This is a genomic window from Haloarcula quadrata (assembly GCF_003634715.1).
In the GTDB taxonomy this organism is placed as follows: domain Archaea; phylum Halobacteriota; class Halobacteria; order Halobacteriales; family Haloarculaceae; genus Haloarcula; species Haloarcula marismortui.
The window spans coordinates 201,666-221,981 of sequence record NZ_RBWW01000003.1 but is presented as its reverse complement, the minus strand read 5'-3'; the positions used below and the strand labels follow the sequence as shown (position 1 = coordinate 221,981).

General features: G+C 55.4%; 16 protein-coding genes and 5 pseudogenes. 8 read left to right on the top strand and 13 right to left on the bottom strand.

Translation table 11 applies throughout. The annotated features are described in order from the left end of the window. Window positions 1-5: 5 nt before the first annotated feature. Window positions 6-1,157, bottom strand: a pseudogene (locus BDK61_RS21695) (IS4-like element ISHma1 family transposase); the annotation flags it as partial. Between the two features lies 1 nt (window position 1,158). Between BDK61_RS21695 and BDK61_RS21690 the strand changes: the two are divergent. Further along, window positions 1,159-1,437, top strand: a pseudogene (locus BDK61_RS21690) (ISH3 family transposase); the annotation flags it as partial. A 188-nt stretch (window positions 1,438-1,625) separates the two neighbouring features. Here BDK61_RS21690 and BDK61_RS21685 read toward each other — a convergent pair. The 6 genes from BDK61_RS21685 to BDK61_RS21665 all read right to left on the bottom strand — a co-directional run bounded on the left by BDK61_RS21685 (window position 1,626) and on the right by BDK61_RS21665 (window position 9,130). Then, window positions 1,626-2,900 carry an IS4 family transposase gene (locus BDK61_RS21685; protein WP_394337640.1) on the bottom strand — a complete coding sequence of 425 codons (1,275 nt, stop codon included), beginning with the start codon at window positions 2,898-2,900 and terminating at the stop codon, window positions 1,626-1,628. A gap of 212 nt (window positions 2,901-3,112) precedes the next feature. Next, entirely contained in the window at window positions 3,113-5,059 is a 1,947-nt protein-coding gene (locus tag BDK61_RS21680; RefSeq protein ID WP_121304797.1) for a hybrid sensor histidine kinase/response regulator, read from the bottom strand. Window positions 5,060-5,675: 616 nt separating this feature from the next. Continuing rightward, on the bottom strand, window positions 5,676-6,119 hold the full coding sequence (locus BDK61_RS21675; RefSeq protein ID WP_121304680.1) for a hypothetical protein: 444 nt from the start codon (window positions 6,117-6,119) through the stop codon (window positions 5,676-5,678). 190 nt (window positions 6,120-6,309) lie between these two features. Next, complete coding sequence (locus BDK61_RS21670; RefSeq protein ID WP_121304485.1) at window positions 6,310-7,479, bottom strand: ISH3 family transposase; 1,170 nt, start codon at window positions 7,477-7,479, stop codon at window positions 6,310-6,312. Between the two features lie 51 nt (window positions 7,480-7,530). Further along, the gene (locus BDK61_RS23685) at window positions 7,531-7,695 is read right to left on the bottom strand and encodes a hypothetical protein (protein WP_167467418.1); all 165 of its coding nucleotides are present in this window, start codon (window positions 7,693-7,695) and stop codon (window positions 7,531-7,533) included. A gap of 604 nt (window positions 7,696-8,299) precedes the next feature. Then, window positions 8,300-9,130, bottom strand: coding sequence for an IS5 family transposase (locus BDK61_RS21665; protein ID WP_121303441.1), 831 nt, complete (start codon window positions 9,128-9,130; stop codon window positions 8,300-8,302). A 74-nt stretch (window positions 9,131-9,204) separates the two neighbouring features. Here BDK61_RS21665 and BDK61_RS24425 point away from each other — a divergent pair. Then, window positions 9,205-9,376: pseudogene (locus BDK61_RS24425) on the top strand (ISH3 family transposase); the annotation flags it as partial. A 149-nt stretch (window positions 9,377-9,525) separates the two neighbouring features. On the opposite strand, the gene BDK61_RS21660 reads toward BDK61_RS24425, so the two are convergent. Together BDK61_RS21660 and BDK61_RS24045 are read right to left on the bottom strand one after the other, a co-directional pair. Next, complete coding sequence (locus BDK61_RS21660) at window positions 9,526-9,942, bottom strand: universal stress protein (protein ID WP_121304678.1); 417 nt, start codon at window positions 9,940-9,942, stop codon at window positions 9,526-9,528. Next, window positions 9,935-10,225, bottom strand: a pseudogene (locus BDK61_RS24045) (MMPL family transporter); the annotation flags it as partial. The pseudogene BDK61_RS24045 and the gene BDK61_RS21660, both read right to left, overlap by 8 nt. A 49-nt stretch (window positions 10,226-10,274) precedes the next feature. Between BDK61_RS24045 and BDK61_RS21650 the strand changes: the two are divergent. Next, window positions 10,275-10,427, top strand: a pseudogene (locus BDK61_RS21650) (ISH3 family transposase); the annotation flags it as partial. 587 nt (window positions 10,428-11,014) lie between these two features. Here the strand turns inward: BDK61_RS21650 and BDK61_RS21645 are convergent. After that, complete coding sequence (locus BDK61_RS21645; RefSeq protein WP_121303628.1) at window positions 11,015-12,013, bottom strand: IS110 family RNA-guided transposase; 999 nt, start codon at window positions 12,011-12,013, stop codon at window positions 11,015-11,017. Window positions 12,014-12,362: 349 nt separating this feature from the next. Further along, complete coding sequence (locus BDK61_RS21640; protein ID WP_121304676.1) at window positions 12,363-12,758, bottom strand: ribbon-helix-helix domain-containing protein; 396 nt, start codon at window positions 12,756-12,758, stop codon at window positions 12,363-12,365. A gap of 865 nt (window positions 12,759-13,623) precedes the next feature. On the opposite strand from BDK61_RS21640, the gene BDK61_RS21635 reads away from it, so the two are divergent. The 4 genes from BDK61_RS21635 (at window position 13,624) to BDK61_RS21625 (ending at window position 17,008) form a co-directional block, all read left to right on the top strand. After that, a complete protein-coding gene (locus BDK61_RS21635; RefSeq protein ID WP_244209993.1) occupies window positions 13,624-15,207 on the top strand; it encodes a hypothetical protein in 1,584 nt (527 codons plus the stop codon). Between the two features lie 36 nt (window positions 15,208-15,243). Next, complete coding sequence (locus tag BDK61_RS24040; RefSeq protein ID WP_244209991.1) at window positions 15,244-15,480, top strand: hypothetical protein; 237 nt, start codon at window positions 15,244-15,246, stop codon at window positions 15,478-15,480. Window positions 15,481-15,521: 41 nt separating this feature from the next. Then, complete coding sequence (locus BDK61_RS21630; protein WP_121301968.1) at window positions 15,522-16,373, top strand: IS5-like element ISHma10 family transposase; 852 nt, start codon at window positions 15,522-15,524, stop codon at window positions 16,371-16,373. Window positions 16,374-16,498: 125 nt separating this feature from the next. Further along, window positions 16,499-17,008 carry a hypothetical protein gene (locus BDK61_RS21625; RefSeq protein ID WP_244209990.1) on the top strand — a complete coding sequence of 170 codons (510 nt, stop codon included), beginning with the start codon at window positions 16,499-16,501 and terminating at the stop codon, window positions 17,006-17,008. 24 nt (window positions 17,009-17,032) lie between these two features. Here BDK61_RS21625 and BDK61_RS21620 read toward each other — a convergent pair whose 3' ends face one another. Further along, complete coding sequence (locus BDK61_RS21620; RefSeq protein ID WP_394337641.1) at window positions 17,033-17,227, bottom strand: zinc ribbon domain-containing protein; 195 nt, start codon at window positions 17,225-17,227, stop codon at window positions 17,033-17,035. A 220-nt stretch (window positions 17,228-17,447) separates the two neighbouring features. On the opposite strand from BDK61_RS21620, the gene BDK61_RS21615 reads away from it, so the two are divergent. Further along, on the top strand, window positions 17,448-18,722 hold the full coding sequence (locus BDK61_RS21615; RefSeq protein WP_394337640.1) for an IS4 family transposase: 1,275 nt from the start codon (window positions 17,448-17,450) through the stop codon (window positions 18,720-18,722). On the opposite strand, the gene BDK61_RS21610 is transcribed toward BDK61_RS21615, so the two are convergent. After that, entirely contained in the window at window positions 18,719-19,981 is a 1,263-nt protein-coding gene (locus BDK61_RS21610; RefSeq protein WP_167467417.1) for a Cdc6/Cdc18 family protein, read from the bottom strand. The genes BDK61_RS21615 and BDK61_RS21610 overlap by 4 nt on opposite strands. Window positions 19,982-20,316 lie beyond the last annotated feature (335 nt).

The following is a 20,316-nucleotide window of genomic DNA, read 5'->3' as shown; positions in this document are numbered from 1 at the left end:
TTTAGCTAAGACTCACACCTCGGTTGTGTAGCGGTAGCGAGCGTCTCTTGGAGTATCGGTCGTTGCTGGTGGATCTTCTGAGCGTCCTCGATCAACCGCTCCAGCAACGGCGGTGGCGAGTAACCGAGATACTCTCCGAGTTCGTGGAGGATGAGCTGGGCGTGCGACCGGAAGGTCGCCGCCCAGCGTTCCGGCGGAAACACGATCTCATCGTCGGCCTGCTCGGTGAGCAGATCCAACAACTCACGACTCACTAGCAGTGACAGCAACGCCGCGTACAGTAGAATTTTCACGACATCAGGGTTGTTCGTGTCGAATTCGTCCAGTTCGTACTGCGTCTTCAACTCACGGAACAACGTTTTTACTTCCCATCGACACCGATACAGCGTCGCTAGATCTGCCGGGAGAAACTCCTCTCTCGGCAGATTCGTGATGTACAGGTGGTAGTCGTCGGCGTCCTCGTTGCGGACGCCGACGACGCGAAACCGCTTCGTGTCCAGCGACCGAGTTCCCTCGTACTGGCCGCGCTTGAACTCCGCTTCCACCTCTACGTCGATGTACTTCCGCGAGAGATCATCGACCACGTCGTGGATCTGCTTGCCCTCCAAGGGAATGGCGCGGCCGCGCCATTCCCGTAATTCCGTCGTTATCACCGGATTTGCGTTCTGCTTCAGCCGACTCACAAAGTAGCCGTCATTCTCGTCGATCAACGCAAAGCGGCGGTACTTGAAGTACGCTCGATCAAACAGAACCAGTCGTCCTTGCAGCCACGACCCCGTCTTGAACAGCGCGCTGTCGTGTGTTTTCTCATCAGTCACATCGATCCGTTCAATCGTCTGGTCGGTGGCGTTGTGGAGCAGGTGGAGCTTCGCTCCAGCCTGCTCCTCGTGGCGGGCTTGAAACTCATCAGAGAGAGACTCGTGCAACCGCAACACCGTTCCATCAGCGATCATCACGTCCCTGAATCGGTCGATATCAGCGTCAACAGCATCAGGGACAGCGACCTCGTCGAGCGCGGCCTCGACGAGGTCGCGGAGATACTCTGCAAGAGTAGGCGTCAACCGGTGATAGAAACCGCCAGAAGAGATCGGTTCGTCAGCTGTAGCGTTGTAGCAGCGTCTAAACCCAGCGAGTGTTCGGCTCTCGCCTGCGGCGAAGTTCCGCGAAGCGCGTGCTTTGACAACGACACCGTCAACGATAATTCGGCTCTTCTACGTGGGTGTCGGTTTCCTGTTGGAGCAATTGTGGCTCGTGTTGCAATGGGCAGTGCTCGCCCGGCCACGGCGTGGCGGGCGAGCACTCCCGACAGATTTCACATTCAGTGATGCGTTTCTTCACGGGATTGAGCAGGTGTTAGACGATGAGCTCAGCTGGAAGCAAGAGCATCGGACAAACAGTGAAGGGTTACCACCAGGATACGAGCACGGACTCGGCTGAGCCGCCTCGCTTCAGGCGAAGCGAGGCTGGCGAACAGCGACAGCTGTCTTCGGAGATCGGTCCGAACAGCGACTACAGCCAAAACAAACCAGATTTATGACTCTTTCTCAACTCTCCGTGGCGTCAGAAGTGTACTTTGTCTCGTATCAGCGTCTTACCGTGTCAGACCGAACTCCATGCGTCTTTAGCTAAGCCTCACCCCTCGGTTGTGTAGCCTTAGCGAGCGTCTCCTGTAGTATCGGGCGGTGGCTGTGGATTTTCTGTGCATCTTCGATAAGGCGCTCCAACAGCGGCGGTGGCGAGTAGCCGAGATAGTCACCCAGATCATCGAGGATGAGCTGGGCGTGCGACCGGAAGGTCGCCGCCCAGCGCCCTGGTGGAAAGATAGCGTCGTCATCGGCGCACTCTGTCACCAGCGCCAGCAACTCACGGCTTACTAACAGCGACAACAGCGCCGCATGCACCAGAATCTTCACGATGTGCTCTTTCGTCGTGTCGAACTCATCCAGTTCGTACTCCGTCTTGAGTTCTCGAAACAACCGTTCAACAGCCCACCGACACCGATAGATTGTCGCCAGATCTTCCGGGAGAAACTCCTCACGCGGCAGGTTCGTGATGTACAGATGGTAGTCGTCGGCGTCCTCGTCGCGGACGCCGACGACACGGAAACGTTTCGTATCCAGCGACCGCGTTCCGTTGTACTTCCCTCGCTTGAACTCGGCTTCGACTTCTACATCGATGCACTTCCGGTAAAGATCGTCAACGACATCATGGATCTTCTCGCCCTCCAAGGGAATGGTGCCACACCATTCCCGTAATTCGTCGGTTACAACCGGATTTGCGTCGGGTTTCAGCCGACTCACGAAGTAGCCGTCGTTCTCGTCGATCAACGCGAATCGCCGGTACTTGAAGTACGCCTGGTCGAACAGTACCAGCCGCTGTTCGAGCCACGAACCGGTGTTGAACTCGGTGCTGTCGTGGGCTTTTTCATCGGTGATGCTGAACCGTTCCAGCATCTGATCGCTCGGGTTATGGAGCAGGTGGAGCCGTGCTCCAGCCTGCTCCTCGTTGCGCGCTTCGAACTCATCAGAGAGGAACTGATGCAGGCGCAACACCGTCCCATCAGCAATCATCACGTCCCTGAATCGGTCGAACTGGTCGGTCACAGTGTGTGGGACAGCGACCTCGTCGAGGCCGTACTCGACGAGGTCGCGGAGGTACTCGGCCAACGATGGCGTCAATCGCTGGTAGTAGCCACCGGGAGACAGTGATTCGTCGGCTGTGGAGTTGTAGCTCCGGCGGAATGCCGCGAGCGTTCGGCTCTCGCCGGTGGCGAAGCCGAACGCAAACGACCACACGAGAGGCGGAATCTGGAGCTTTCCCTCTCGCTCGATCACGCCGACAGCCTCGGCGTGATCTTCCAGCGCAGTAGAGGGAAAGAGGGTAGTGAGCCGACGTTCAATCTGGTTTGAGGAGGGGGCTTGGTGCACACTTGCGTCCTCCTCAATCCTCTCGAAAAGATGTCTCGATAAGTCGCTGTTGTCTAGTGGTTCGTCACTTAGCTAAAGACGCATGCCCGGTGTGATCGGTGTGCAACAAATAACCCCGAAATCCGGAACCACTGCTGGAATGAGACTCTCGCAGCGTGTGTGTTATGCGCAGAGAAGATTGGTTGTCACTCGATTATCTCCAAGCCAGTAATCTCAAATCGTGTTCCGCCGATTGAGCTTTCGGTCACACGAATATCCCATCCGTGAGCGTCGACGACTCGCTTGGTGATGTTGAGACCAATCCCAGTACCCGCTTCAGAGGTCGAATATCCAAGATTAAACACCTTTTCGCGTTCTTCAGCGGGGATTCCCGGCCCATCATCCTCGATATAGAACCCAACATCGTCGCTGGAAATCATACCAACAACGACGGTGACATCCGCGCCAGCATGGTCAATTGCGTTCCTGAACAGGTTTTCCAGGAGGTGCTGGAATTGATCCACGTCTGCTCTGATCAGCGTCTGAGTAGCACCTCCACAATCGCAATACACCTCGGCGTCATCGGCAGGGTCAGCCGCAATATTCCACGCGGCCTCAGCAGCGGTTTCAATCGCAACTGGTTCCTGTGACCCAATCTCCCGTTGCTCACGAGTCAGCCACAGCAGGTCCTCGATAATACGCTCCATTCTGTCGGTCGCTGTTTCGATCACATCGAGGTGTTCGCTTGAGCACTCCTGTTGAACGAGGTCTAGACGGCCAGTAATTACGTTTAGCGGGTTCCGTAGATCATGGCTAACAGTGGCTGCAAATTGCTCTAGCTGTTCTTTTTGATCCTCAAGCTCTCGTTCACGCCTGTTCCGTTCAGAGACATCGCGGCCAGTACCGACAAGTCCTCTCAGATTACCATTTTGATCTGTCAGGCGGTTCCCGGTGAATTCATACGGAATCCGCTTGCCGTCCTCAGCAAGTAAATCGGCCTCAATGGCTGTTTGCCCCGTAGTGAGCGTCTCCTCGATTGCTTCAGAGATTGTGTCATGCTCGTCGTTTGGAAAGAGGTTGATCACATCACGGTTCGAGAGCTGTGCTTCGCTACGTCCAGTCACCGTTGCGAACTGTTCGTTACAGCGCTGAATACGGCCCTCAGGATCGAGAACATAGAAGATGTCTGCAAGCGAGTCAAGTGCTTGGTCGATGAAGGTCCGCTCTGCACGCAGCTCATCACGAATCTTCAGCGAATGCACGGCATGGGAGATGTTGTCCCCAAGTTCACTGAGCAGCGCCTGCTCGCTCTCACAAAAGGCAAACGAGCGAGACGAGTACACACCCAGAAGACCGTACAACGTGCCGTCGTATTCTAGTGGAACCGCGGCACAACTTTTGTACCCCCGCTCAAGTGCCTCCTCCCGCCAAGTCTCGAATTCCGGGTCGTTTTGAATGTTCTGTGAGGCAGCGATGCGTCGCTTCCGGATAGCCGTACCTGCAGGCCCCTGTCCAGTAGGTGAATCGTCAGCAGTGACAGTAATGTTCTCTAAGTACGACTCTTCAACGCCAGCAGAGGCGCAGGGCTCGATCCGATCTGTGTCGGGATCACGCTCGCCAATCCACGCAAAAAGGTAGGGGTCGGACTCGCTAATGATTTCACAGACGCGGGTTTTAATTTCTGCAATCGAGTCCGCTCGGATGAGTGCCTGGTCGACACTACTTGCGAGGGCACGAACCCGCTCAAGTTCGGCAGCCCGCTGGCTAGTACGATACTGGTCAACGGCATTTTCGATACGATTTGCCAGTAATTCGTATCGCTCTGTGCCGTGGCCTTTTCGAAGGTAATCGGTTGCGCCTGCAGCAATGGCATCACTTGCGACTGTTTCGCTCCCCTGTCCAGTAAACAAAATAAATGGTACGTCAGGATACGTTTCTCGGACGGCTTCAAGCAGTTCAATACCGTCCTGTTCGGGCATCTTGTAATCGCTGACGATGCAATCAACATCGCTTGCTGCGAGTCGTTCTAACGCTTCAGTACCGCTTGTCTCGGTAATAACATTGAAATCGCTAGACTGCTGCTCAAGAAGTTCGGCTGCTACATCCAAGAAATCCGGTTCATCATCAACGTGGAGGACCGTAATACGCGACATCTCGGACACAATATCGAATCTACTTAATTTCGCTTCATAAAGTTGCTGACCCAAGTATCAGACGAGATACTCTTGGTTCATGAAATCTCCTCTTACCGATGACTCAAACACCCTGCTACTGGAATACGTACAGTCCTTGCTGTGGCCATTTGATTATTTGACAGCGTGCTACTAGCTAATCAGTGGGTAAGGGTGGCCAGGGAGATCGGCGATAGGCGGCCTGGACGCTCGCCGACAATGGGCGAGCAGATATTCATCGAGCGAAGCTACGTGGTTACGGTTCGGGATCGGCAGCTGGTGGCACCCGTCGCAGCGGTCATTCGGTTTCTGGTATGGCGTGGTTGGCCAACGCTCGGGAGTGCGTACACGTGGGCACTGGCGCGTGACAGGTGCGAGCGGCAGCGTAGGGAAGTGTAGGGAAAGTCGCGGTCAGTGTTTGGTACCCGGTTTGATCGGCGTGCAACAAATCAGCCCAAAATCTGGAACAGCTGCTGAGGCGATTGGTGTAGCTTGACCGTAGCACTGCTGTTTGTTTCCATAACAGCCCAATCGTGACTGTGCCCTGTCTATCCGGGTCTGGAGGCGTTGTTCAAAGCCTCTGACAACGGTTCACGAGTTACGAAAGCAAATCTTCCAAGTCTTCAGCACTGAGTGCATTCTTTTCTTCTAAGTAGTCTTCAACACTCTCAACATCGTCCATAGATGTCGCCACAGAAAGAAAAGAATCAGCCAGTGGATCGTATGTCGCTAATTCCGACTGGTTATACTCGTGCTTATCGTCGATATAGAGGACAAAGATGAGGTGATACGTTGCGTTGCCTTCTGGAATATTTTCGACGATCTTCGTGTAGAGTCGGCACTGGTCTCCTGCTGTAAGAATATCAAGACTGCCTATCGTTTCGTGTCTGAATTGACTGGGGAGATTAGCGCTCGCAACGATGTCCAAGAGCCTGCTCAGTATCTGCTGTTGTTTGCTCCCATCCAGAGATTGGAGGTTTGAAAGGGTTTCCGCCGCAAAAATGACATATGTTTCCTCATCAGACAGCGGGACTCGGCTCACAGAGCGAACAGAGACTCAGTACCTCACAAAGCATCGCCAGTTAACCTGACCTGAGTCACCTGTTCTGTTGGGATGAGTCGTCGATAGCGGTCGAAGAACACTAATCGAGGCCGGAGCTGTCGCTGTCGGCGGCGATCAGCCGCCGACGCGACAGCGTTGCCACTCACGAAGCGGCGTACTCGGTCGGTGATTACCGGTGGAACCGGTCATCAGGTGGTCGGTTCGCGGGGACGGCCCGACGCACTGCGAGGGCCGTCCACGCGGCCCGCCGAACCATATTGACGAACTCCTTGTATGGCCACCACCAGAGGCGACGCCCGCCTCGGCGGGGCGTCGCCACGTATTCGTAGTGGAGATACCGCCAGACGTTCTGCAACAGCAGACTCACCACAACGTACAGAAACCGAACCGTCGCATCTCGCGTTGTCGTCGTCGCTATCGCTTGCTCAGACAAGCGATAGCTCGACTCGATACCGAAGCGTTTGCTGTAATGGTAGCGAGCATCGCGTGGTGTCTCGATGAACGGCGCGTCAGCGGCGTAGCCGTGACGCGCCACACCGTTCTCGTCGTACCGTCCGTTCAGGTACGTACAGTCGATGTAGACGGGAAACTCGACGGTCCAGCTGTGACTGTCGAGTTTCCCTGTCAGGTCGTGTTCGATGACACGGCTCCACCCTTCCGAGAGTTCCTGCTGGATCGTCTCACCCCACCGGATGATTGGGATCACGTAGGGGTAGTTGTGCGCCTGGAGCAGCGTGAGACACTTGCTGTCGTAGAATCCCCGATCAAGGTAGACGGCCTTGACCTCGGTGTCAAGGCCGTCGAGAACACCGAGGAACTCGGCGAGGACGCTGCTAGCGGTGTCGCCGTCTTCGAGACGGCGCACCGCCAGCGTGTAGCGCTTGTTCTTCACGCGTGCGTAGAGCGTCGCGTACGCGTGGAATGCAGTGGTTCCACGCTTGGCTTCTGAATGATAGAGGCCCTCTGTGTCGTCTTCATCACCGTAGTAGGACCGCAGGTGGAGGTCTGCGCAGACCTCCACCTGCTCGGGGAGGAGTTCGACGACATCTCGCCGAAGGAGCGTGTTAGCGACTTGTTCGAGTCGTTCCGGCTCGAACTTCGTCCGGAGGTGGTACAGGATCGTGTTCGCCGGTGGCGACTCTTCACTGGAGTTGCACAGCGTGGAGATCGAGGTCCCGTCGGCGGTCGCGCCGACGAGGACCTCGTAGATGTCCTCGGGATCGATTTCAGCGTTATTCGCCAGGGTAAGAGAAACTTCCTCGTCAAGCCGGTTGACGAGGAAGTTAAGAAGTTGGTCTTCGTGGATTTCACTGTCCGCTTGCTTTGCTTGCTTGGACACAACTCAGCAAGCGGACTCCTTCAACTTGCGAGCTTTGTGAGGTACTGAGACTTAGAATTTCAGAACGTCTTCGATATCCGACTTGCTGGCAGTATCCCCATTGATGATATCGTCCATCCCATCAAGTAGCCCAATGGGCACTTCGGGGAGATCGGAGTCACCGTCTGCCTTTCGTGACGGCGAAGGCGACGGCGTCTCCTCATCCAGTTCGGTCATATATGTATACATATAATCCTCAGCTAAATAAGTAGTGGTGGTGGTAGTCCTCCGGCTTTGGTATTGCTGACCGCCTGCCACTAATCGCGCTGCTTGTGCTTACCGGCCTCGGACAGTCTCCATTCAGCCGGGGGTACCGGGTATGGGCGGGTGGGCCACCCGGGCGATCACGGACGACGTGCGAGCAGGCGTTCGTCAAGCAAGGCTACGTAGCCACAGTTCGGTATCGACGGCTGGCGGCACCCGTCGCAGCGACCGAACGGGTTCTGGCGTGGCTTGGCGGGCCGACGCCCGGGAGTGCGTACACGTGGGCACCGGCTCGTGTGGCGAACGAGCGGCGGCATGTAGAAGCTCACAATCAGTGGCTTCAGCGAGGGCCTGACACCGGGCTCTCGTGCAGCCCTCGTACCTTCGTTCATAGCACCGGGTACCCGGTGTGATTGGCGTGTAATAATTGGAGTGGAAATCCGGAAAACTGTTATTGATACCCAAGAGCGTGGAGCAAACAATCAATGAGTCTATCGACCTTATTCCTCAGCGTATAGTAGTGTTCGTCGGCATTCAGGACAAACGGCTGTGTTGAATCGCCATAAGGCGGTGGAATTCACTGTTTGACGGCACGTTTGATGTTATAGACGACACACATCAGGGCGATTTCTCGGAACTCACGAAACCAGGAACGCGCTCGCACGGCGAAGCCGAGCGAGCGCTTCACGGCCGAATTAACGGTCTCAGTCATAGAGCGCTGATTGTAGCGTTGTTTGTCGATTCTGGCGTTGTGAGCGTGGTCGTAGGGAGCGAAGATGCGGTGCTTGATGAGCGGTCTGATGCCGAGTTCACGCAGTGCTTTACGGAGCGCTTGCTTGTCGTAGCCTTTATCGGCCGCTAGAGACCGCAGATCGCCCGCGTTCCGGCGGACGATCTGCTCAGCGAGGTCTGCGTCGCTTCCTTCCCGAGTCGTTGAGCAGTGTACGTCAAGGATTGCTTGGGTCTCTGTATCGACGAGTTTCGTGACTTTCAGCTTCTGGACGCGGTAGCTTATGCGCTGGCAGTAGTGACGGCTCGCTGCTGAGCGTTCGTAGAATGTAGCGTCGATAGCAGCGTGTTTCGATGGGTCGTGCAGCTGCGCCGACTGGCGCAGCAACACTCGGCAGACGCTCATTTCGATTCGGTCGAACGCTTTACACAACGTAGATGGAGAGGGGAGATCGGCCGCGCTGAGGCCGATCTCCCCGATTATTTGTGGCATCTCTTTGAGCAGGTCAATCGTCATCCGGTAGGATGTATCAAGATAGATCCGCAGACAATGCAGGGAAACGATGGCATAGTCGGCGAATCCGCCGCCGCCTTCCGGGGCGGCGGATTCGTCTCCATCACCGGTAACAACTTGAGCAATCGGCACAATCTCACCAGTGAAGCGGGAGATTTGTGTCATAGGCAACCGAATCATCCCGCTTCAACTCCTTTGATTTAGCGACCTATCCCGACGCCGTCTAGTGATTCAACAGAGCCGTTGAGGCGGTTGGAGACACACTGTTGCAACGTGATGCGCTTGAGACACCCCCAGATCAACCGGTGGAGGTCTGAAGTTGGAGAGCGACTTGACCCTTACTGGCGACGTGGCCCCAGCAGGGATGTGACCCCTGCAACAACGGACTCAGACCGCTTTCATGGAACAACGAGAGATTTCACGAATTCGGGCTGTGCCAGCGGTTGAATCCTCAACGTAAACACGCACGTTGCAGATGATAGACGCATTGTCAAATACCCAGTGCACACAAACCGACAATCACAGACAGCAACACGGTCTAAGCTGTCACCGCGTGAAAATCAGCGAGTGATTGTCACCGGAGCAGGTGCTTTCCGCATAACTTGCTCTGCAACGCTACCGACAAGCAACCGCTGAATACCATCGCGACCGTGGCTTCCCATTATCACTTGATCTATATCTTCATTTTTGACTGTTGCAATAATTGTCTCAACTGGGTTACCGACCACGACGCTAGTTCGAATTTTCTCGGGACTCATGAATTCGGCCTGCGCATCTTTTAAGAGTGACTCTGCTTCTGCCTTAGCTTGTTTTTCCCAGCTTCCATCGTCATCACCACTGTAACCAGCGAATCCATCAGCAGGGTCGATAACAGTCAGAAGCGTAATGTTTGCATCAGGGAACACAGTTTGAGTGTATTTGACAGCTTCTTGTGCTGGTGCTGATCCGTCAACCGGAACGAGGATTGTTTCAATCATCGGCTTCTCTCATATTCCTTTTCATTGGGAGATATTTATTTTCACGGGCTCTCTCGAGTGCGTCTGACAGGCGGCCAAGAATAATTAGTGTCGGTGGAAGAGTCGCAAGGGCAGCAACAAGAGTGAGGAAAATGACACCGGCAGTTAATGACCCAAAGTCAGCTAAAATTGGGAGCGGTGACAGAGTAAGTGCAGAGAATCCGAACACTGTCGTCAGTCCGGAGACAGTAATTGCCTTCCCAACACGTGATCCAGCAGTTTCGACTGCATTAAGTCTCAGTACTTCACGAAGCCGGTTAGTTGAGAGGTCTGCTTGCTGAAGGTGTGCCTAATACCTGGCGACGACCCGCCGCGGCGGGCGTCGCCTCTGGAAGTGGTCGTTTGAGGAGTTCATCAACATGCTGTGTCGGGCAGCGTGGACGGCCCTCGCGGTGCGTCGGGACGTCCCCGCAAACCGGCCACCGGACGACCGTTTCCACCGGTAATCACCGACCGAGGACACTGCCTTGTGAGTGGCAACGCTGCCGCGTCGGCGGCTCATCGCCGCCGACAGCGGCAGCTCCCCCTTCGATTAGCGTCCTTTGACCACTATCGGCGACTCAGTTCAACAGAACAGGTGACTCAGGTCAGGTTAACTGGCGATACTTTGTGAGGTACTGATTCTTCGCTCTCCTTGAGAAAGGACAACTATAGACCCCACAAGAGATCGACGACCTTCTGTGGGAGAGCTACGGCGTCAACACAGCAGAAAATTCTGCTCTGTTGAATAGCGGGGTTGGTTGAGGTAGTCGGAATTTGAGGAGGCCCGTTAGTGGCTGACGCTAGTGGTTTCAAGACCGGGGTCGTCTCAGTGTGGCTCAGAGGCCGCTATTCACCTATGGAAACGCTGCTACCTAGACGAACCACCGTTATCGACAAAATATTTGCGCCGTCCTGTAGTCTGCGGCTCTCCCAGCCGGCAGGCGGCCGATATCTTCAGGCGGTGCGGTCGCAGTCTGGCGATAGCTGTTGCTAACGCTGGCCCCGACCGGCCACTGAGGGCCGCCCGCCCGGCGGCCCTCAGTTCCCTCCTCTATGAACTCACATCAGGCGGGTCGTATACTTCGCCCCGGTCTAGCATGTGGTAGATCGACACCAGCATTTTCCGAGCGCAGGCGACGATTGCCTTCTGTGAGTTCTTCCGGCTAGCTAACCGCTCATAGAAGCGGCTCAGGTACTCATCGTTACAGGTGTGAACTGCTGTGTTTGCAGCCTGGACGAGCAACCACCGGACACGACCCGATCCACGTTTCGAAATACTCCCTTCGATCCGCGAGTCTCCTGACTCGCGGATTACCGGGTTCAATCCCACGTAGCTGACAACCGATTTATCACCGTCAAACCGACTGATCTTGCCTAACTCGGCGTAAATCGTCAACGCCGTATAGTAACTCACGCCGGGAATGGTCATCAGCAGCTGGGTCTCCTTCAGAGACCCAGCGCGCTCCTCGATCGTTTCTTCGAGTTCCTGTATCTCCTCGGTGAGCGTCTCTATCAGTTCGAGATACGACTCCAGCAACGCGTCCCACGGCGTCGGGAGCGAGAGTTCCCGGAGGAACTCTCGTCCCTCCTTGTTCAACGGCTTCACGTCCTCAGTGATGCCGTGATCGGAGAGAAGTCCGTGAATCTTGTTGGCGTACTTTGTCCGGTTTTCGACTAGGGTCTGTCGCCCGCGCACGAGTGCGCGGGCTTCCCTGATCTCGTCGGTCGGAACATAACTCTCTGGCACCGAGTTCAGCCGCACCATCCGCGCGAGTTCTTTTGCGTCGACGCGATCGGTTTTCTTGTCCGAGTTAGCAATCTGATTCAGCTCCTTCGGGTGAGCGACAGTCACATCCAAATGTTCGGACAGCGTATCGTGGATGTGGTAGTAATTGCTGGTCGCTTCGAGTGCGGCTTCGGCACCAGCGTACCGCTGGGCGAGGTCGTCTAGGTTCGCGTTCTTGACGCGAACCTCTTCGACGATCTCCCCAGCCTCATCCATTACTGCCACCTGTGCGTACCGTTTGTGGACATCAATTCCAAGGTACATTGTCTGTTCACCCGGGACGCCAGTGCGTGAAGCAGAGATTCACCTATTCGGGCTTTCCCGGATGCCGCGCCCCGCGGCATCCGGGCTGTAACGCCCATGACTCGGCTTCTTTCGCACACGGACCAGTCAACACGACGTGCTCTAAGGCACGGAATAGCGGTCGGTCTCTTGCGCCCCATGTCTTAATTCACGCTCTCATGGCGTAGCAGCGTTTCCATCGAGTCAACACGGCACGATATACTGCTCTGTTGTCCCCAGGTTCCAATTGAGTATGCTCATTTGTACCAAACATATTGATAGACGAACATAATTATTGGCTATAATTTATGCTGCTACCCGCAGAAAACAATCAGTTACTATCGCTCCCGTCTTGATACGCAGTAAGTAGGTCTTCAAGCAGCATACTGCGAGGATTTGTCGGTGGGTACTGACTATCAATATACTCTGCTGCCGTATTGATATTCTCCCGCATCGCTAACTGGCGGACTCGTGCTGCGGTATTGATGAATCCGTGTTCAGACTGGGTCGTTGGCTCAGCCTCCTGAATGGGTGGGCCATCGTTAATTGTCTCTGCACAAATTTCTGCAAAATCGACTATTTCAGGTTCATACTCACTGACTTCTGAGAGAACATACTCAACGGCGAATCGCTGGAACTCCGACTTACTTGAAAATGAACCTTCTGCAACCATCTGCTCAACATGGTCCATGACGCTCTCTGGAAACCGTACTGTTGATTTAACCATCTGCCTTTCGCGTCCTGTATTATATAATGAACTTATACAGTATAGTGATTACTTATTCCAGACTGGCACGTTCTCCCCCGTAGTAACTGCGTCGGTTGGTTTCAAATTGGTGGCCGGCACTGTGTCTTCCAGTACAAGCGTGTTCTCTCGACGGTCGACGAAATAAAACTGAGGCAGAGGCGACGACCAAACGATATTCTGGGTTGATATGCAATTTCACGTTACGGTTTAGATGTACTGAACTACCCGCTATATTTCCACGGTTCGGTCCCTCTTTCGAGACAGATACCGCTGTTTCACTGTCCTCAGTAAGAGCTGTCAAAGGTTGTCCTCTCGTTGGGGTTGACCGGGACATGAGAGGAAAGCGAGACAGATTGCTGGCAACAGGTTCTTGTCAACAACAGTAACAATCGGCGGTGACCGACTGAGTACATAACAACGGTTTGTGAGTAACACGTTAGTAGCTGCTACTAACGAGATACGTCTCCTACCGCCGGTTTTGCACTGTCGAGTTAGTCTGGTACATTCTCAACAACTGTGCCGTTGTCACATAAATACTGTCGATAGAATTATACTTGTCTGACGCACGACTGACATTGGAGCCAATGTATTTAACACATCTCCGACTAAAATATCTCAATATCAGCAACTTAGGATACACCCGTCGCTCATCGGTATAGGGTAGGACGCTAGGTCCGTTGGCGCGGACCTAGCTGAAAAGGTGACGAACGTTCCCTTGTTCTCACCTACTGCTTCTTGCCGTGACGAAATAAGCGTTATGCCCGACCGGAGAGAGCCATCTCTGTGCTGAGGTCGGGCTTCCTTGCGTCGTCAGCTAGCTGTGAGACTGTCGTAATCGACGTACATGACGAGCTTCGACGTTCGCCCGGAGGAGTCTTTAGACTCCACTGCCTGTCTTGCCCTTGGCCCAGAGGCCATAACGAGTCCTACGGCTCTCAATCGAAGCCTCTGGGAACCCCAGACGCAACTCTCGGATGCACTCTTGACAGCGCTACGCCAACTGCTCGCGGATGTGCCCCGCGACGAGTGGCGGGCGAAACTGATCGAAGAGTGCGGTGTGACGGCACTCACTGACGAGCTCCCCGGCGTTGGTGCTGAACACCACTATGCGACACTCGCCGCCCAAGCAGCCGACTCACAGTTGCAGTGGTTCCGGCTGTTGGAAGTGTCTCGCCAGCTCGGTGGCACAACATCTATCGGGACCCATTCATCGCTTGCTGACGTACTGGAGGGGCCGATCGCGGTGCTCGAAGCCGCCGACGTCCAGCCAACGCTTGCCGTTGACGTGCGTGAGCTGTGGGAGCTCTCTCGAACCCAGCGCTCGTCGCTGATCGAGTTCCTTGTCGAATTGAGTGCTGGCCTCAACGTGATCCTGACCAACGCAACGCCGCGCGTCCAGCGTCATCTGCTGACCGAGTTCGACGACGTGCTGCCGGCCAGCGTGACTCACTCTCTGGAGTCGCGCCTATATGGGTCCGACTCCGTGTCGACCAGAACTGCCCAGCGCCGCCAGCACGTCCGGGAGCTGCTCGCCGACCGTGGCGCAAGCCATGAAGACTGGAAGCGTCTCTACGCCGTTGCAGACGCTGACAGAGAGCAACTGACCTACGACGCGCTGCAGAATCACACGCTCTTGGAGTGGGCCTCTCGTGAGGCGCTGCGCGCGTGGGTGAAGCGTATGGCCGACCTCGACTTGGTGAAATCTCATGGCTCCGGAGATCGGACTGTGCGGTTGCTGCCGGCGGGTTATGCACTGCTGGACGAACACCCAGACTTCTCGATTGACTCGCCGTACGTCCCGTCTGCTGGCGGTTCGGGCCGTACTGACGAGAGCCAGCAGGGAGCGGGTTCCGGCCAGCGGGCCGATTCACCCGGCGTTACTGACCCCCCAAAATCTCAGCACAGTACCGTGTACACCCCAACCGCCGAGAGAGGGAAGGGGGACCGGCCCGACGGCGAGGCCGCGACCGCCACCCGCGGCGGCTCCAACACCGCGCCGACCGTCTCATTCCTTGACGGGCACATCCACGATGGGGCCGTCTCGGCGGCTGCTCCCGGTGAAATCGCGCTTTGCTCCCGCACGGTCGACTCGACCGGGGACTCTCGTGGGGTCAGCTACTCATTCCTGGAGGAACGCGATGAGATCGTTGTCGAAGTCGAAGCAGCCGGCTACCAGGTCTACACAGTGGTCCGTCTTTGTGCGGCGTTACTCTCGGAACCGGCGTTTCAGCAGGTCTTAACGCAGAATCGGCTTGCTGGCGGGCCAGATCGCTCTGGACTGGACGGACTCCCGGTGTCTGACCCGTATCTCCTCCGCGATGGGGGGTGTCTGGGCTACCTCCGAAATCAAGACGCTACCGCCGAAGGCCTCCGGTCCCGGCTTCGAGACGCTCGCGATGAGCTACTTCAGATGACGACCGACGTCTAGGGCAACGGCGACGAGAACGAGAGCCTCTCGACGGTGATGCGCAACGCCCACGGCCTGCTGGGAACTGTCTCCCGGATCTATGATATGCTCGGCATCGATGTCACTCGCGTCCTCAAGGTCCCTGACTGGGCGGTTGAAGATGGAACTCGCCGAGACAATCTCGCGAAGATGATCGCAATCCAGACTGCGGTGTCCAGCCGCTATGGGCTCTATTCCGCGTATCGAGTGCTCTACGAGGACCGCGAAGAGAAACGGTCTCAACGGCTCAATTGAATCCACAGACGGCGCCGGGATAGGTCGTTAGAATCACGGGTATGAAGCGGGAGAGTAATGTTATGCACAACACCCTCTTCCGCTTCGTGAAGCAAGTGGCTTCGCTCGCTCAAAAGCTTACTGACGCTGCGCTGATGGAACTGAGTGATCCAGCCGGCAACGGGTTTGCCGGCTGGAAGCACGCAGTCTTGCTCTATCTGCGCGAACACATGAGCGCGGAGTACGAGGAAATCATCGACTGGGCCGAAGAGATGGAACGTGTTCGAGCGGTATTGAATCTTCAACGCGGGGAGTTTCCCGCGCCTTCGACGCTGTGTAAGGCGTTCAAACGGGCATCGATGACTGTCTGGCGACAGCTGCTCCGCCGGTCGGCGGAGCTGCTGGACCAGAATGGTCACGCCGCAATTGATGCCACCTACTTCGACCGTCAGCAGGCATCGTCTCACTACTTGCGACGGATTGATCGTTCCGTCAAAACGATCCAGACGACGTTTCTCGTAGATACAGCTGAGGGAGCAATTCTTGACTTACACTGCAGCACGAAGTGGCCTGACGAAACCAAGATCGGCCCGAAGGTCGCCCTGCGGAACGCGGGCGACCTTCGAAGCTTGGCCGCTGACAAAGGCTATGATGACATGAGCTTCCGTGAGGAGCTTCGAAACGCCGGGATTCGTCCGCTGATCAAGCACCGTGTTTTCGCTCCTTACGATCACGCACACAACGCCCGAATAGACGACGAGCTCTATGGTCAGCGATCACAGACCGAGTCCGTCAACTCCTCAATCAAGCGCTCGCACGGCTCCGCCGTCCGAGCGCGTGACTGGTTCCGCCAGTTCCGGGAGATAACGCTCATAGCCGGCGTTTACAACGTGGAGCAGGCAATTGAACGCTGAAACGCCGAAATTCGCCGGATTCAATTGAGCCGTCTCAACTGCTCGCGACACCCGACGTCGACGCAGCGGACCCAACCGGTGACACGACCGGCAGCTGGGTCTTGGCTGGCCCAACGGTCGACTCGATGCGACCCCACGTTGAGGACCTTGACGATCATCTGGACTTGCAGGACGGCGCCGATGGGTTCTCAGCGTTCATGCTGAATGTTGATATCGTCAACGGCGATCGTCGCGACGCCGTCGCCACTGCCCTGTCCCGGCAACTGAGCCTCAAGTCGTTGAAACCGACTCGAGAGACGGTTTCGATCCTCCATGCACTGACGAGCGGAACGTTCGCTGCGGCGCGGGCTGTCTTCCATCTTGGCGGGGAAGCGGACCAGCCACGAACTCTCACGACTGACGATCTCCGGTATGCGCTGTCGATGCTGGATGTCGACGAACTCTTGCCTGATATCGGACCTCAGTCGGTCTCTGAGGCTGTCGCGATACTGCTGGATGTCGATGAACCGCGTTCGACGAGCGAGCTTGCAGACCCTCTGAATATCTCGACACAGACGCTTCGGAACAATGAGACGTACTTTGCCGATTTTGAGGCCACTGGCGTCATCCAACGCGAGGACTTTCGACTCGGTTGAGCGACGGAGTGGCGGATTTACCTGCTATTCGACGATGTCGTTGCTGCTTGCCGTCGTATCTCGGTACAGTTCTGAGTAGCCACAGTTCCGACATGAGACGAGTTTGAAGCTGTTCGTTTGGATATCGAACATCTTGGAGAGGCCACCGCCAGTTGTCGCAGTTTTCCACAAGGAGGGGCACTCAGACCATTCGTAGTCCAGTAGTGTCTCGTCCGTAATTGCTCCGCACCACAGAGGAGCGCACAAACAGGTGTCACAAGCGAACCAGAGAAGGAATGTTGCGACTTGTGTATGATTCAAAGTTCAGGGGCCAATGACTTCCACAATCATGCGTCTTTAGCTAAGTGACGAACCACTAGACAACAGCGACTTATCGAGACATCTTTTCGAGAGGATTGAGGAGGACGCAAGTGTGCACCAAGCCCCCTCCTCAAACCAGATTGAACGTCGGCTCACTACCCTCTTTCCCTCTACTGCGCTGGAAGATCACGCCGAGGCTGTCGGCGTGATCGAGCGAGAGGGAAAGCTCCAGATTCCGCCTCTCGTGTGGTCGTTTGCGTTCGGCTTCGCCACCGGCGAGAGCCGAACGCTCGCGGCATTCCGCCGGAGCTACAACTCCACAGCCGACGAATCACTGTCTCCCGGTGGCTACTACCAGCGATTGACGCCATCGTTGGCCGAGTACCTCCGCGACCTCGTCGAGTACGGCCTCGACGAGGTCGCTGTCCCACACACTGTGACCGACCAGTTCGACCGATTCAGGGACGTGATGATTGCTGATGGGACGGTGTTGCGCCTGCATCAGTTCCTCTCTGATGAGTTCGAAGCGCGCAACGAGGAGCAGGCTGGAGCACGGCTCCACCTGCTCCATAACCCGAGCGATCAGATGCTGGAACGGTTCAGCATCACCGATGAAAAAGCCCACGACAGCACCGAGTTCAACACCGGTTCGTGGCTCGAACAGCGGCTGGTACTGTTCGACCAGGCGTACTTCAAGTACCGGCGATTCGCGTTGATCGACGAGAACGACGGCTACTTCGTGAGTCGGCTGAAACCCGACGCAAATCCGGTTGTAACCGACGAATTACGGGAATGGTGTGGCACCATTCCCTTGGAGGGCGAGAAGATCCATGATGTCGTTGACGATCTTTACCGGAAGTGCATCGATGTAGAAGTCGAAGCCGAGTTCAAGCGAGGGAAGTACAACGGAACGCGGTCGCTGGATACGAAACGTTTCCGTGTCGTCGGCGTCCGCGACGAGGACGCCGACGACTACCATCTGTACATCACGAACCTGCCGCGTGAGGAGTTTCTCCCGGAAGATCTGGCGACAATCTATCGGTGTCGGTGGGCTGTTGAACGGTTGTTTCGAGAACTCAAGACGGAGTACGAACTGGATGAGTTCGACACGACGAAAGAGCACATCGTGAAGATTCTGGTGCATGCGGCGCTGTTGTCGCTGTTAGTAAGCCGTGAGTTGCTGGCGCTGGTGACAGAGTGCGCCGATGACGACGCTATCTTTCCACCAGGGCGCTGGGCGGCGACCTTCCGGTCGCACGCCCAGCTCATCCTCGATGATCTGGGTGACTATCTCGGCTACTCGCCACCGCCGCTGTTGGAGCGCCTTATCGAAGATGCACAGAAAATCCACAGCCACCGCCCGATACTACAGGAGACGCTCGCTAAGGCTACACAACCGAGGGGTGAGGCTTAGCTAAAGACGCATGCTTCCACAATATGCCCAACACGCGAATCATCCTCCAAGGCATCTAACACTGACCTCGGGTTGACATCTCCAGCGAGTGTATACATATTTGACATTCCTTGTCCACGGCCGCGACCATGACGGTCTTTCGACAAAACATTTGAATGAACAAGATCGTTTAGCTTTTCTCTAAATGTGTGCTGTTTGAGTTCATTGGCGTCAATGTACTCACAGAGATCGGAGTACAATTGATGCAGTGCCGTCGTTTCACCCGTCGCATCATTCATTTCGGCAGAGACAACGGTGAGTAGTGCGATTTTGCGTTGGGTAGTTTCAGCACCAATCGTATCGATGAGAGCTTCTCTCTCAATCTCTTCTTTTGCGGCACGAACATGGCGTTCACCCACCATTCCGACGCCCTCGTCATCAGCGAGGTCACAGGCGTAAGATAACAATTCGATGGCCTGTCTAGCGTCACCCGTTTCTTGTGCGGCGAGTGATGCAGTCAAAGGGATCGTGCCGTCCTCAAGCACACCGCTTTTTAAATGGGTGAAATCCTCATCCCCGTCCTCAAAGTGTGTATCGCGGAGTGCCTGCGCAGTACGGCGGGCAAGAATATTTTGAAGATGATTAGCGTTGTAGGGATTGAACGTAATTTCACGCTGGCCAAGCGATGAACGGACATCAGCGTCAAGATTATTCCTGAACTGCAGGTCATTTGTGATACCGATGATTCCGATTTTGACGTCATCAGGGTTAGCTCGAGAGAGTTCATAGAGAATGTAGTCATCTTCCCCGATGGCATCGATCTCGTCGAGAATGATGATGACAGTCCCGCCAATGGTCTCGAGTTCATTAAGGACCATCTCAAACAGCCGTTTCCGCTGGTATCCACTGGGTTCATCAACTCCTTGGCCCTTGCGTACTTCGCGAAGCTCTTTGACGAGTCTCGTTAGGACGTGGTACGAGCGGTCAGCTCCCTTACACGGCAGATGGATAATTTCCAGTTGCACCCCTTCTTGATTAGCCCACTCTTGAAGTTGCTCAGATTTTAGCTGGACACCCGCAGTTTTCCCTTGCCCAGTTGGACCATAGACAAGAATATCGCGGGGGGAGCCATCCATAGTCACAGGCCGGAGGGCCATGTGGATCTTGTCAAGCTCTTCCTCCCGCTCAGGAAGATCAGTTGGTTTGTATTTTCCGACATCAGCCTCAAGAACGTCAATGTCTTCATATATTGTGTCCCTATCCCCGAATCCCTGTGTCATCTTACCTGGTGTATCGACTCCATATTTCATAAAACCCCCCGGTAGAGTGATGAGAGTGACATGGGGTGGCTGAGAGTGTAAATCCACGGGGACGGGGGGTATGAGAGTGTAAATAGCTACAGGAGGGGGTAAAGGAGAGGACTGCAACAGTAGAGATGATACTTCGAATATAAAGCGCCAAACGGTGAAGAAATCTAGCGGTCTAGTCAATATGCTCAATTACGTTTTACAAAGTCTCTCCTTCCGATATATTGTCCTTCAGCTATTTCCTCTATCTATTACTATACTAGTATATAACGAAAACGTTATGATAACGCGAAATCGCCCTAAGCAAG